This is a genomic window from Candidatus Koribacter versatilis Ellin345 (assembly GCF_000014005.1).
GTDB lineage: Bacteria > Acidobacteriota > Terriglobia > Terriglobales > Acidobacteriaceae > Korobacter > Korobacter versatilis_A.
The window spans coordinates 2,530,496-2,543,999 of sequence record NC_008009.1 but is presented as its reverse complement, the minus strand read 5'-3'; the positions used below and the strand labels follow the sequence as shown (position 1 = coordinate 2,543,999).

Genomic DNA, 13,504 nt, shown 5'->3' with positions numbered 1-13,504 from the left:
AGAGTACTAAGGGTTTACCTTCCACTACATTTGGCGTGTGTATATTCACTCGCGATTCTTCTGGCGTTCACGGACGAGAAACCAGACTGCAATGAGCGGCGTTTATCACTCCTCTACCGGGGTTTCTGCCCCGAGTTTTAGGAGGATGGCATGTCTCTCAAGCAGATCGCATCACGAGCTCTGCGCAGCATGCGCACTGGACTTGTAACGCTCGCAATGTTCCAGTTCGCAGTCGGCTCAAGCTTCGCAGGCGTCGTCGAAGACAATCGTTCGACGAAAGATGCGGATACGCGCACCCCCATCAAGCATGTGATCGTCATCATCGGTGAAAACCGTACCTTCGATCACGTCTTTGCCACCTACATCCCCAAACGCGGCGAGAGTGTTTGGAACCTGCTCTCTCAAGGCATCATCAACGCCGACGGAACACCCGGACCGAAGTTCAAACTCGCTGAGCAAAAGGCAGCCAGTGACGCTGCTCCCGATGCCTTTCTTCTGAGCCCACCCAAAACCTCGTTCCCCGGAAATGTAATGCCCGCTCCCCTCGTGGGAGGCGCAAAAGACTCTCCGATCCCGGGCGACAGCCTCACGCTGGCGCAGCAGTCGGAGAACGGACTGCCCTCCGACTATTACCAGTACCTAATCTCCGGCGGAACGGGACTGACATCGCGGACACCCGATACGCGCATTACCAACGTGAACAACCTTCCTCCAGGGCCGTTCCAGCTCACCAACAGCAGCACATTGGACTACAACGCCTACGCGGCCAGCCCAGTGCACCGCTTCTACCAGATGTGGCAGCAGCTGAATTGCAGCGCGAAGCGTGCGACAAAATCCAATCCTTCGGGCTGTAACTCGAAACTCTTCCCGTGGGTGGAAACGACGGTGGGAGCCGGCGCGAACGGCATTGCGCAGCCTTCCAACTTCAGCACCGACTATGCTCCCGGCGCGGTGACCACGGGCGAAGGCTCGACCGCGATGGGCTTCTACAACATGCTGCAAGGTGATGCTCCTTACTTCAAGAAGCTCGCTGACCAGTATGCGATGAGCGACAACTTCCATCAGTCCGTCCAGGGCGGCACTGGTGCGAACCACATTATGCTTGGCCACGGCGACATGATCTTCTTCAGCGATGGCAAGGGGCACGCTGCGAAACCGCCGCACAACCAGGAAGTCGCGAGCGGCACTCCGAGTGCGGGGATCGTAGATCAAATTGAGAACCCGAATCCGGCTCCGGGCACCAACAACTGGTACACCGAAGATGGCTACGGCGGCGGTTCCTTCGGCTCGCCATCGTACGGCGGTGGCTCGTATAGTGACTGTGCGGACCTCAGCCAGCCGGGCGTAGCGGAAGTCGTGACCTATCTTCATTCGCTTAAGCGTCCGGTGAAGGCAAATTGCGAGAAGGGCCACTATTACCTGCTGAACAACTACAACCCGGGCTACTTCGGCAACGGCAACAATGCCTACACCGACACCAACGCGAACAACACGGTGTTCACGATCCCGCCGTCCGAGGTGCGCAGCATCGGCGACGAGATGAGCGACAAGAAGGTCTCGTGGAAGTATTACGGCGACCAGTGGAACAACTATGTGCCCGATCCTTACCAGTTGAATTACGGCGCGATCGGCACGAACACCGACGAATACTGCAACATCTGCAACCCGTTCCAGTACGACACCTCGATCATGGCCGATGCGAAGGTCCGCAACGCACACATGAAGGACACCACGGACCTTTACCACGACATTCAGAACAACTCGCTTCCGGCCGTGTCGTTCGTAAAGCCGAGCGGCCTGGTAGATGGCCATCCCGCTTCGTCGAAACTGAACTTGTTTGAAGGCTTCACCAAGAAAATTGTGGACGCAGTGAAGTCGAACCCCGAGGTTTGGAAGGACACCGCAATCTTCATCACCTTCGATGAAGGCGGCGGCTACTACGACTCCGGCTTCATCCAGCCGCTCGATTATTTTGGCGACGGCACCCGCATCCCAATGCTCGTGGTCTCGAAGTATTCGACCGGCGGCCACATCGCTCACGACTACGCCGACCACGTCTCGATCCTCAAGTTCATCGAGCGCAACTGGAAGCTGCAGCCAGTGACGAAGCGGAGCCGCGACAACTTCCCCAACCCGAAAGCTGAGTGGGACAACCCGTACGTTCCCGTCAACGGTCCTGCGATCAGCGATATGTTTGAGCTGTTCGACTTCGGCCGCGGACGATGACGACCGCAGAAAAGAGGCAAAACAACGGGCCGGATATTCTCCGGCCTCTTGTTTTGCCTAACGACTTCCCTTCCTATAATCACAAGATGGGCTCAGAAATCGTCATCGCGCCGATGCTCTCCGCAGATTGGGCAGCGGTTCGCAGGATTTACGCAGAAGGCATCGCGACCGGAAACGCCACGTTCGAAACCGAAGCGCCTACATGGGAGAAGTGGAGTGCCGGACACGTTGAGTCGTGTCGTCTGGTCGCGCGCATAGGCGATGAGATTGTCGGTTGGGCCGCCCTCAGCCGCGTCTCGCAACGCGCTGTTTATGCGGGCGTAGGCGAAGTCAGCGTGTACGTCGCTGAGAGCGCACGCGGCAAAGGCGTCGGCCTACAACTTCTCCACGCGCTGATCACTGCATCCGAAACTGCTGGTTTCTGGACGCTGCAAGCCGGGATCTTTCCGGAAAACACTGCCAGCATCCGACTTCATGAAGGCTGCGGCTTTCGGATCGTCGGGCGGCGCGAACGGATCGGCTGCCTCAACGGAGTCTGGCGCGACACGGTGCTGATGGAGCGACGCTGCCTCAAGATTTCCTAATCCTCTGTGCCTCTGCGTCTCTGTGGTGACTGCGCTTCGGACAAATAACAAAGGCCGCCCGAAGGCAGCCTTCAAGTATCGCTTTTTAGCTATCCCGCAACCTGCTCAAGCTGTGCCTGGTCGAAGTCCACGTTCGAGTACACATGCTGTACGTCGTCGCCGTCTTCCAGCGCTTCCAGCAGACGCACCATGGTGTTGACCTGGTTTCCTTCCAGCTTGATATAGTTCTGCGGAATCATCCCGATCTCGGCTACTTCCGGCGTGATGCCCGCCTTTTTCACCGCCTCGAGCACGCCTTCGTAGGCGTTCGGGTCGCAGAGAATTTCCCAGTTGTCGCCGTCGTCCTTCAGATCGTCGGCGCCGTTTTCCAGCACCAGGTTCATCAGGTCGTCTTCCTTCGCCGCAGCCTTGGCGATGACGATGGAACCCTTCTTCGCGAACATCCACGCCACGGAACCGGCCTCGCCCATGTTCCCGCCGTTCTTGCCGAAGGCGTGGCGGATTTCGCTGACCGTGCGGTTGCGGTTATCGGTTGTGACTTCCACCAGGATCGCAACCCCTCCAGGACCGTAGCCCTCGAAGGTGATTTCTTCGTAGTTCACGCCTTCGATTTCACCGGTGCCGCGCTGGATGGCGCGCTTGATGTTATCGGCCGGCATGTTCTCGGCTTTTGCAGCGGCGACGGCGCTACGCAAGCGCGGGTTCTTTTCGGCATCCCCGCCCTGCTTGGCAGCCATGGTAATTTCTTTGATCAGGCGCGTGAAGATCTTGCCGCGCTTCGCGTCAAGTGCGCCCTTCTTGTGCTTGATTGTGGCCCATTTAGAGTGGCCAGACATGGCGGAACCCCTTAGGTATGAATGATTTGGTCTCCGCGCGGGCGAAGGCACAACACTGCCCTTTGCGCTGGAGCCAAAACGGAATTATAACACGCAGATCCTGCTCTCATTCCTAACCTTACCGCGGACAACCCACTTTCGCCTCATACCGTCTTGTCATGTGTGGAGCAGTCCACTCCGCCACTTCGTATCGCTACATGAGCAAAAAGTTCAAAGGAGCCAAAATATGCGGAAGTTGATTCTCACTGCAGTCGCCCTGATGTGCTCCGGCCTGTGGGCCGTGGCGCAGAGTAGCAGCACACCATCCTCAGCCAGTCCTTCCGGCCAGTCCGCGGGCGCTCCGTCGTCCAGTTCCAGCTCGGCAGGTGCCGCCACCACCGTTGACGGCTGCCTGTCAGGCTCCGCCGGCGCCTACACCATCAAAGACAAAGCAACCGGCACCACCTACAACCTGAGCGGCCCGACGTCTTCTCTGAGCGCACATGTGGGCCATGAGATCCAGGTAGTCGGCACGACCGCATCGGCGTCGTCAGGCTCATCGAGCGGTTCGACATCGAGCACGAGCTCCACTCCGTCGAGCGCCTCCGGCTCGAGCGGCAACCAAACGCTGAACGTGACCTCGGCGAAGATGGTCTCCAGCAGCTGTTCGAACCAGTAAACCGCGATTCGCGATCCAAGCCCCGCCCCGTGCGGGGCTTTTTCTTGTCGGCCTTAGAACGTAAACTCCACCGTCGCCTCACTCGGCGTTGGTCGGCCTTTTGTCAGTGCCGGCGAAAACTCCCATTGCGTCGCGGCTTTTAGCGCCGCGGCATCCAGTGCGTCGTTGATTCCCTGCTTCAGCTTCGCGTTGCGCACATGGCCGTGCTGATCGAGATTCACCGTAATCGTGATCGTCCCCGTTCCTGCCGGCGGGTCTTTCGGTGAGACCTGGTGTACAGGATGCGGGGCCACAAAGTACGGCCCGTCGTATCCGCCATCGTTCACCGGAATCGCCGTTGCGCCATCGAGGGCGAACTGGCTCCCCGTTTCCGCCGGAGCTGTATCGAGTTGATCAATCCAAATTCCGGCGACCTTCACGCCGTTCTCTTTCACGTTTATGTGGCGCGCGACCTGCTTTCCGTTCCACGCGTCGTAGTCTGCATACTCGACAACGGTTCCAGCACGATAAGCGGCGATCAGGACGCTATCGGTATTGAGCCAAAACGCGCGTGCGTCCGCCGACGGTCCGCCGGCACTCAGCCCAGTCGAGATTCGCAGCGCAGAAGTGCCCGCGTACAAAACTGTTCCCTGTTGCCAATCGGCCTCGACAAAGCTCGAGACTCCCAGCACGGGAAACGTGAGATACAGCGCGTCCAGCAAGTCATCGAGCACGCGCGGCGCATACTCGCGTCCCACAATTTGACGATAGAACTTATTGCCGTCGCGCGATTCAATCACGTGCACCTGGCCCACGACCGCCTCACGCCGCCAACGGGTGTTAGACAGCCAGAGTTCGGTGTAGGTCCCTCCAGAAGCCAACGCCGAATCGCTCATTCCACTGAAGACCGCGTGCATGCGGAACGGCTGCGCGCTCTTGCCGCGAATGTCCGTCGCGTTGCGCACCTGGATCAATCGTGCCCGCGCCGCACCCATCAGCGGATTTGCCCCCGACGAACTCGTCTCGCTCGCGCCTCGCTTGGCCGGCAGTTCGTCCGGACTCACCATCTCCGGCGTAGTGAAGTTCGTCTGCCGTTCCCCAGGTCGAGATCCATTCGGCCCTGCCGTTTCCGGCGCGTTGAAAGTTGTGTCCTGCTGCTGATGCGAACTCGGCGTCGGAGCAACGGTTTCAGGAGCACCAAAGCCCGCATCTTTTGGAGCAGGTCGCGGCTTGGGCGGCGGGGCTTCTTCTTCGTCGTCTTGCTGCTGCGTGGTTTGCTGCGCGTAGCAAGGGATCGCCAGACACGCCAGCAGTGCCAGCGTCGCGAAAGTAAGTTTTCCCTTGTTCATACCGCGAATCTTATTCCAGAGTCCTCGCGCCGTACAGACGCTTTCCTGATGACCGCAGTAACTGCCTCTTTCGGGTGATACATTCGTCGCAATGCCCGGTCCCACGTCCATCTCCATGCGGTCGTACTGGCGACTGTTGCGCAACAACCGCAACTTCCGTCGTCTCTGGATCGCGCAAGTCGTGAGCGAGACCGGCGACTGGTTCTACATGGTCGCGCTTTACGCGATGCTGCTGGAATTCACTGGGCGCGCGGAGGTCCTCGGCATCGCGTTCGTACTGCAGGTGCTTCCGCAGGCGCTCACCGGACCCATCGCAGGCGTTATCAACGATCACTTCAGCCGCAAACGAGTGATGGTCTTCACCGACATCGCGCGATTCCTGATCATTAGTTGCGTTCTCTTCATTCGCTCCGCCAGCCAGGTCTGGATGATCTATCCCCTTCTCTTTATTGAAACCGTGATGTGGGGCTTGTTCGAACCGGCGCGTAATTCCGTGATTCCCAATGTTGTGAGCGAAGAAGATGTGATCGTCGCCAACACCGTCAGCTCGACGACCTGGTCTGTAAACCTGTTTCTCGGCGCCGCGCTCGGTGGCATCGCGGCCGTATGGCTAGGCCGGGACCTTACCATCACTCTCGATGTAATGACGTTCCTCGTCTCAGCATGGTTAATCGCCGGGATGAAATTCCAGGAACCGCACCTTCAAGGTCTTGAACACATCCGACTACGCGATGCGATCAACTTTGCGCCCATGTTGGACGGCTTCCGCTACATCGCTCGCCAGCCACGCATGCTGACTACCGTTCTTGTGAAAGCCGGCATGGGTCTGAGCGGAGCAAGTTGGGTGCTCTTCCCGATTCTCGGCAGGCAGGTATTTCCGATCTTCCGTGCCGGATTCACGACTGAGAAAGCAGCCCTGGCCGGGATCAGCGCGCTTATGGCCGCCCGCGGACTCGGTTCTGCCCTCGGGCCGGCACTTGGCGCACCATGGGCTCAACAGAATTTCCGACGCCTGCGCTACGGCATCTTCCTCGGGTTCCTTGCTTCAGCTGCGGGTTACTGGGCCTTGGCCTTCACGCATACCGCGTGGATTGCTTATCTCGAAATCATTGGGTCGCACGCCGGCAGCGCGGTCGTCTGGGTGTTCTCCACCACGCTTCTCCAACTGATGAGCGAAGACAAGTTCCGGGGCCGTCTTTTCTCCGCCGAACTTGCATGCTGCACCATCACGCTCGCGGCCACGTCCTTTGCCGCCGGGTACGCTCTCGATCGCGGAGTCGCTCTGAATACAGTTCTCTTTTGCACGGGCCTGATCATCGCCGTCCCGTGGCTGCTGTGGGGAGCAGTCGGATTAAAGAAAGATTAAACTTCGAATACGAGCCGACCCTCGACAAAAAATCTGCGACTCGATCTTTCGCGACATATCCAACCCTTCGGAGGTCTCTTCCATGAAATCCCGCCTTCCCTACGACTCTTACGCCAAAGATGCCCTGCGACTGATGTACCAGAGTGAGGCCTACCTTAAGCACCATAGCGGCCTGGAGGCGTCGTTAATGGAACTCGTAAAAATGCGTGCTTCGCAGATGAATGGCTGCGCTTTCTGCCTCGACATGCATAGCAAAGACGCCCGCGCCGCCGGCGAAACCGAGCAGCGCCTTTATGGACTGAATGCCTGGCGTGAAGCTCCGTATTACACGGACCGCGAACGCGCGGCGCTCGCCTGGACCGAGGCCGTCACCAATGTCCAGCAGGGACACGTCCCCGACTCCGTCTTCGAAGAAACGCGCAAGTTCTTTTCGGAAGAGGAGCTCGTCAACCTTACTTATGCAATCAACCAAATCAATTCCTGGAACCGTTTCGCTATCGCTTTCCGCGCTGAAGCCGGAACCTACCAACCGGCCCAACTCCAAAAAGCTGTGCCGTAATCAATGTATTTTCTGTAGCCGTTCGGCGGCGTGGGCTGCAATCTCCGCGGCCACGCTTTCTGCCAAATCTGCGAAGCGAGAGTCATCGTAAAGACGCATTGCCAACTCGTCCGTTCCGTAAGGCGTTTTAACCTGAGCCGCCGCACCCTTCTTCGTCGGGGGCGCGAGCAGCGGAACCCGTAGCTTCGACACCATGTCATCGTCCAGCGATTCGGTGATCAGTAGGGTCGCCTTCGGCCATACCTCCAGGTTCACCGGCCCGTCCGCCGTCTTCAGGTGCGCCTCCCACAGCGCGGTCGGACACTTGGCGGCTTCGCAATCATGCGTGGTGATGGTCGGCGCTTCCGTGATCTGCACCCGCTTACCGAGCGCGTCGAGATAAATCTGGGCCATGCGCGTGGCGGCCTTTTCAGTGCCCCATTTCGACAGGTACACCAGCGCCAGGTCCGAGGTTGTCATCGGCTGATCTTTGGGATGCGATGTCTTCTTCAGAGCGAGGTACGCTCCTCCGTTCCACTTCCGCGCCACCGTATAGACATCGTTCTCAATGCCGAATTCCTGCGCCATTACTTGGACATCGAGCTCGCCCATCGAACCTGAGTCGTAGGCCTCGTACGCGCTTCCGAGATATGACGACAGGTCTGGAATCTTCACCGGCGCCACATGGGTTCCACTCATGTACGTCTCAGGCTGAAGCACTTCGTGCGTACCGTGCGGCGGGCGCGAATACGGGGTCGAAAAGGCCATGCTTCGTCCGCCCTTCTTCAACAGTTCGAGTTCAAAGTTGAACCCTTCACGATATGGAAAGAATGATGTGTCGCGGAGCAGCCTGGGTGCGATTTTGAATACAACTGCGTTGTCGTAGCTCATCCGAATCGCGTCCTGGATCAATTCCAGAGCGCCGGATCCATCTGACAAGCTCAGGCTGTAGGGCTGCAGGATGTAATCGTAATGTACGACTTCGGCTTGCCCCTCTATCACCGCACGCCGCGTCGTCTGCCGCTCACCATCCTCGTCGTCCACAGACATCTTCACGGTGCTCGCGTCCGCCTGCTTCGGGTCCCAACCCTCGAACTTCATGATGTTGTAATTCTGGTCCTGCAGCGCATGGGTCAACTCATGCGCCATGATGTCCTTCTGCCGATCGAGTGGGATCCAGTTCAGGAGATACATCGTCTTGTCGCGCGGATCGTAAAATCCACCGAGCGCTTTCGCTGTGTTCTTCTCAAGGAAAGTTTCCAGGTTGAAATCGCCCGGCAAAAGACCAAACTTTTGCAGCACAACCTGCGACTCCGCCAGCCTTTGCTTCTTCACTTCCTCCTGCAGGCTGTCGTTGAAATGCTTTTCCACGTCTGGACGCCCCAGCATCTTGTGGTTCACCGCGGTCCGCCGCCCGAAGCCGCTGTCCGCGCTGGCAAACGTCATGATCTTGTTCATCGACTGGAAGAGTTCCTTGGCGTCGTCCTTGTTCACCTGGACATCATCTTTCTTGTTGTCGCGAACTTTGCGCGCTGCGTCGCCCAGGCTTTCATCCTGCGCGAGAACAAAGGTCGCCGCGCTCGCAAGCACTACAAGAGCGAGAATCTTCCTGAATTGTTGCAAGGCACTCTCCTTGCCCCAGATTCTTACATCGAGTTTCTACTTGCGCTATAGAGAACTGAGCTACCGGGTGGGCGGGGGCACTCGTCAGCGTATATCGTTGATTCATGCCCCACGTCCCTCGCCCCGCGGCCGACACGCAACTGGTTCAGATCGTCGACACCGCTCTTGCCGACGCTAGCGCGCGTAGTGGCCCTTGGCTGGCATGCCGCCCGGGATGCACCCAGTGTTGCCACGGTGTTTTCGAGATCCATCTGCTCGACGCTGCACGGTTGCAAGAAGGCTTGGCGAAGCTAAGGGTCAACGATCCCAAGCGTGCCGCGCGGGTTGAACAGCGAGCGCACGAAGCCGTTGAGCGTTTATCCGCAGAATTTCCGGGCGACCCCGAAACTGGCCTGCTCGACAAAACCGAGGAGGCCGAGGCCGCGTTTGAAGACTTCGGCAATGACGAACCCTGCCCGGCCCTCGATCCCACGACCGGTACCTGCGATCTTTATGAGTACCGCCCCATGACCTGCCGCGTCTTCGGTCCGCCCGTCCGCGATGACCGCGGCGGCCTTGGCGTCTGCGAACTCTGCTTCCAGGACGCACCCCAAGAAGAGATTGTCCGCTGTGAGATGGTCCCCGACCCCGACGGACTCGAAACGAAGCTGCTAGCTGAAGTGGAAAAACAAGAAGGAACCACCCGCTATACAATCGTCGCGTTTGCTCTTAATAAGGACTGACGCAACGATGAATCCGATCGCTCTGCTAGGCATCGCTTACGACGAAAAATCTTCTTTCCTGCGCGGCCCTGCCGAAGCTCCTGCCGCCATCCGTCGCGCTCTCGCCAGCGACAGCGCCAACTCATGGTCCGAAGACGGTCGTGATACGAGCCTGATGCTGGAAGACTGCGGTGATCTACGAGGCTTCAGCAAAGATCCCATTAGCGAAATCGAGACCTTCGTCGCGAAGAGCGTGGATGAATTCGCGCAAGTTCTCGTCCTCGGCGGCGATCACTCCATTAGCTTTCCGTCGGTCAGTGCCGTCGCGAAGAAACACGGCCCGCTCACCATCGTCCACTTCGATGCTCATCCCGATCTGTACGATGAATTCGAAGGCGACCGCTTCTCGCACGCCTGCCCGTTCGCACGCATCATGGAAGGCGATCACGCCAAGCGGCTCATCCAGATCGGCATTCGTACCGCCAACGTACACCAACGTGAGCAAGCCGCAAAATTCAACGTTGAAACTTACGAAGCCCGCAACTGGAAGAGCCAGCTCCCCGCAGTCGAAGGGCCCGTATACATTTCTGTCGACCTCGACGTGCTCGATCCCGCCTTCGCGCCGGGCGTGTCGCATCACGAGCCAGGCGGTCTCTCGACGCGAGAACTCCTCAACGCAATCCAATCGATCAACGCGCCCATTGTCGCTACCGATGTCGTGGAACTTAACCCGACGCGCGACCTCAACGATGTCACTGCCATGGTCGCCGCGAAAGTCGTGAAGGAACTCGCCGCTGCGATGTCGCGCAATCGAATCTAAGTCTCGCGCTTCAGCTTCCGGTTGATTTTGCGTAACATCGCGAGCAGCGTCTCGGCGTCTGCCTCGTCCAAATTCAGGCGTCGCACCAAACGACGCAGCTTCTCTTCGGAGGCATCGACCGCGCTACCCTTGAGATACTCACTCGCTGTGAGCGTCTCCAGCAGCGTTTGGGTGAGCCCCTCCAAATCCCCCGCCGTCGCGCGCCGTTGTTCCATGTCAGCGATCGTCGAACTCGTCCGCGCAATCTCGTACATGCACACCGCCACCGCCTGTCCAAGGTTCATAGACAGATGTTCCGTGCGCGTGGGTATGTGCATGAGCCAATGGCAGTGGCTCAGGTCTTCGTTCGATAGGCCCCGCTTCTCCGAGCCGAAGAGTACCGCCACCTTGCCGGAGTGCTCACGTATCAGCGGCGCCGCCTGCGTCAAAGCGTGCATCGGATGCTGCAACTCCCGATCGCGCGCTGCGGTCGTTCCTACTACAAGCGAGCAATCCGCCACGGCCTCGGCGACGCTGCCAAACTGCTCCGCGTTACGCAGGAGTTCCTCCGCGCCAACCGCCGATTGTGCCTCGCGGAAGGATGGATCGAACGGATTCACCACCCGCAGGTGCATCACGCCGAAGTTGCTCATTGCCCGCGCGGCTGCCCCGATGTTCAGGGGATTGCGTGTCGCCACCAGCACAACGTAGAGCCGATTGAGGATGTCCGCGGTCATTGCCGTCCCACTCTAGACAATTGCCGCCTGCCAAACAACATTCCTGCCTCTTCTGGTACCCTTCTCTGCATTACCGCTCGGCTTTTCGGGGACACCAACAACATGCGCGTTCGTTCCGCCATCATCACTGCCCTTCTCGCCACGTTCGTCATAACGGCTTCCGCCCAGCAAGACCTTACTCACGCTGCGGCGGTTGTGGACTCGATCCCTAAAACCAAGCGCATTGACCAGGTCGCCATCTCGCCCGACGGTCAACAGGTGGCAGCCATCGTCGAGGGCCAGCTTACCGTTTCGTCGGCATCGGGCGGCGATTCCCGCTCGATCCCGCTGCGCAGCAAACAGCAGGCCCGCGAAGTCGCTTGGAGCAACGACAGCCGCCAACTCGCCATCATCGGCGATCTCGATAGCGACGTCCCGCAGTCCGATATCTATCTCTATAACGGTGGCGCCGCAAAGAGCATTGCCTCGCTCAAGGGTTACGTGCAAACCCCGCGCTTCTCGCCCGATGGCAGCAAACTCGCACTCCTGTTCATCGAGGACCTGCCGCGCGTGGCGGGACCGCTGCAGCCGATGACGCCGTTAGCGGGCGTGATTGACGAGAAGGTCTACGAGCAGCGCATTACTACGATCGACGTCGCGAGCAAGGCGATCAAGCAGGTCACGCCTGCAGACGTCTACATCTACGAGTACGACTGGCTTCCCGATGGCAGCGGCTGGGCGGCGATCGCGGCGCATGGCTCCGGTGACAACAACTGGTGGATCGCGCGTCTCTACCGCGGCGATGCGGCAACCGGCGAACTGCATGAGATCTATGCGCCGAAGCTCCAGCTCGCGATGCCGCGGGTTTCGCCCGACGGCAAGACGGTCGTGTTCATCGAGAGCCTGATGAGCGACGAAGATGTAGTCGGCGGCGACATCTATATCGTTCCAATCGGCGGCGGAGAGGCGCGCAATCTCACGCCTGGCATCAAGACTTCGCCTGCTTCTCTGCGCTGGACCAAGGACGGGCACATTCTCTTCGGGCAGAACGTAGACGGCGAATCGGGCTTCGGGACCGTCAACGCCAGCGGCGAGATCGCGAAGCTGTGGCAAGGTCCGGACGAAGTATCGGATGCAAGCACTTCGGGAACCATCGGCGGCTCGTTCTCAGCCGACGGCGCACTGAGCGCGATCGTCCGTCAGTCCAAGTCGGAAGCTCCCGAGATCTGGGTGGGCGCGATCGGCAAGTGGACCAAGTTGACCTCGGTGAACGAGGAGGCGCAAGCGACGTGGGGCAAGAGCAATAGCGTGCACTGGATGAACGGCACACAGCGCATCCAGGGCTGGCTCACCGCACCGAAGGAAGTGAAGCAGGGCGAGAAATATCCGCTGGTCATCAGTGTTCACGGCGGTCCGTCGGCCTCGTGTAAGAACAGTTGGGATGTGCACTACGCTGCGCCGCTCTCGCTGATGGGGTACTACGTTCTCTGTCCGAATCCGCGCGGCAGCTACGGTCAGGGCGAAGCGTTCACCCGCGCCAACGTGAAGGATTTCGGCGGCGGCGATTATCACGATATCGTCTCCGCGATTGATGCGCTCGCCAAGGAATATCCGATTGATACCAAGCGCGTCGGCATCACCGGACACAGTTACGGTGGCTACATGACGATGTGGGCAGAGTCGCAAACCACGCGCTTCGCCGCAGCGGTTTCAGGCGCAGGCCTTTCGCACTGGCTGAGCTATTACGGTCTCAACGATATCGACGAGTGGATGATTCCCTTCTTCGGCGCATCGGTGTACGACGATCCTGCGGTTTATCTGAAGAGCGATCCCATGCACTTCGTGAAGCAAGTAAAAACGCCAACGCTGATTCTCGTCGGCGATCGCGACGGCGAAGTGCCGATGGAACAGTCGGTCGAGTGGTGGCATGCGCTGAAGACGTTCAACGTTCCGACGACGCTCGTGGTGTATCCGAACGAAGGGCACGCGATCGGAAAACCTGCGGACCGTCGTGACTACGCGGTGCGAACCGCTGCGTGGTTTGAAGAGTGGTTTGCGAAGGTGAAGTAGCGCTCCGAAAATTCTTCGCGAGGACAGGGGTCCTTCGACTGCGCAGCGCTTCGCGCTGC

At 59.1% G+C, this 13,504-nt stretch carries 12 protein-coding genes; 8 read left to right on the top strand and 4 right to left on the bottom strand.

The genetic code is table 11. The annotated features are described in order from the left end of the window. Positions 1–150: 150 nt before the first annotated feature. Both ACID345_RS10950 and ACID345_RS10945 read left to right on the top strand, forming a co-directional pair. Complete coding sequence (locus ACID345_RS10950; protein WP_011522929.1) at positions 151–2,226, top strand: alkaline phosphatase family protein; 2,076 nt, start codon at positions 151–153, stop codon at positions 2,224–2,226. Positions 2,227–2,312: 86 nt separating this feature from the next. Beyond that, complete coding sequence (locus tag ACID345_RS10945) at positions 2,313–2,810, top strand: GNAT family N-acetyltransferase (RefSeq protein ID WP_011522928.1); 498 nt, start codon at positions 2,313–2,315, stop codon at positions 2,808–2,810. A gap of 89 nt (positions 2,811–2,899) precedes the next feature. Here ACID345_RS10945 and ACID345_RS10940 read toward each other — a convergent pair whose 3' ends face one another. After that, positions 2,900–3,646 (bottom strand): YebC/PmpR family DNA-binding transcriptional regulator, encoded by a 747-nt coding sequence (locus ACID345_RS10940; RefSeq protein WP_011522927.1) that lies wholly within the window; start codon positions 3,644–3,646, stop codon positions 2,900–2,902. 226 nt (positions 3,647–3,872) lie between these two features. Here ACID345_RS10940 and ACID345_RS25415 point away from each other — a divergent pair, with 226 nt between their 5' ends. Further along, the gene (locus ACID345_RS25415; RefSeq protein WP_049761861.1) at positions 3,873–4,304 is read left to right on the top strand and encodes a hypothetical protein; all 432 of its coding nucleotides are present in this window, start codon (positions 3,873–3,875) and stop codon (positions 4,302–4,304) included. Positions 4,305–4,357: 53 nt separating this feature from the next. Here the strand turns inward: ACID345_RS25415 and ACID345_RS10935 are convergent, their stop codons facing one another. Next, positions 4,358–5,632 carry a TonB family protein gene (locus ACID345_RS10935; RefSeq protein ID WP_011522925.1) on the bottom strand — a complete coding sequence of 425 codons (1,275 nt, stop codon included), beginning with the start codon at positions 5,630–5,632 and terminating at the stop codon, positions 4,358–4,360. Between the two features lie 91 nt (positions 5,633–5,723). Here ACID345_RS10935 and ACID345_RS10930 point away from each other — a divergent pair, with 91 nt between their 5' ends. Continuing rightward, positions 5,724–6,998: an MFS transporter gene (locus ACID345_RS10930; RefSeq protein WP_011522924.1), complete on the top strand. Its 1,275-nt coding sequence runs from the start codon at positions 5,724–5,726 to the stop codon at positions 6,996–6,998. Between the two features lie 82 nt (positions 6,999–7,080). Continuing rightward, positions 7,081–7,557, top strand: coding sequence for a carboxymuconolactone decarboxylase family protein (locus ACID345_RS10925; protein ID WP_011522923.1), 477 nt, complete (start codon positions 7,081–7,083; stop codon positions 7,555–7,557). Here ACID345_RS10925 and ACID345_RS10920 read toward each other — a convergent pair whose 3' ends face one another. Then, positions 7,558–9,159: a hypothetical protein gene (locus ACID345_RS10920; protein ID WP_011522922.1), complete on the bottom strand. Its 1,602-nt coding sequence runs from the start codon at positions 9,157–9,159 to the stop codon at positions 7,558–7,560. A gap of 104 nt (positions 9,160–9,263) precedes the next feature. Here ACID345_RS10920 and ACID345_RS10915 point away from each other — a divergent pair, with 104 nt between their 5' ends. Both ACID345_RS10915 and speB read left to right on the top strand, forming a co-directional pair. Beyond that, positions 9,264–9,881: a YkgJ family cysteine cluster protein gene (locus ACID345_RS10915; RefSeq protein ID WP_011522921.1), complete on the top strand. Its 618-nt coding sequence runs from the start codon at positions 9,264–9,266 to the stop codon at positions 9,879–9,881. Positions 9,882–9,888: 7 nt separating this feature from the next. Next, a complete protein-coding gene (gene speB, locus ACID345_RS10910) occupies positions 9,889–10,680 on the top strand; it encodes an agmatinase (RefSeq protein WP_011522920.1) in 792 nt (263 codons plus the stop codon). Here speB and ACID345_RS10905 read toward each other — a convergent pair. Beyond that, complete coding sequence (locus ACID345_RS10905) at positions 10,677–11,396, bottom strand: RNA methyltransferase (protein ID WP_011522919.1); 720 nt, start codon at positions 11,394–11,396, stop codon at positions 10,677–10,679. The genes speB and ACID345_RS10905 overlap by 4 nt on opposite strands. 102 nt (positions 11,397–11,498) lie before the next feature. Here ACID345_RS10905 and ACID345_RS10900 point away from each other — a divergent pair, with 102 nt between their 5' ends. After that, positions 11,499–13,445, top strand: coding sequence for an alpha/beta hydrolase family protein (locus ACID345_RS10900; RefSeq protein ID WP_011522918.1), 1,947 nt, complete (start codon positions 11,499–11,501; stop codon positions 13,443–13,445). The last annotated feature ends 59 nt before the right edge of the window (positions 13,446–13,504 follow it).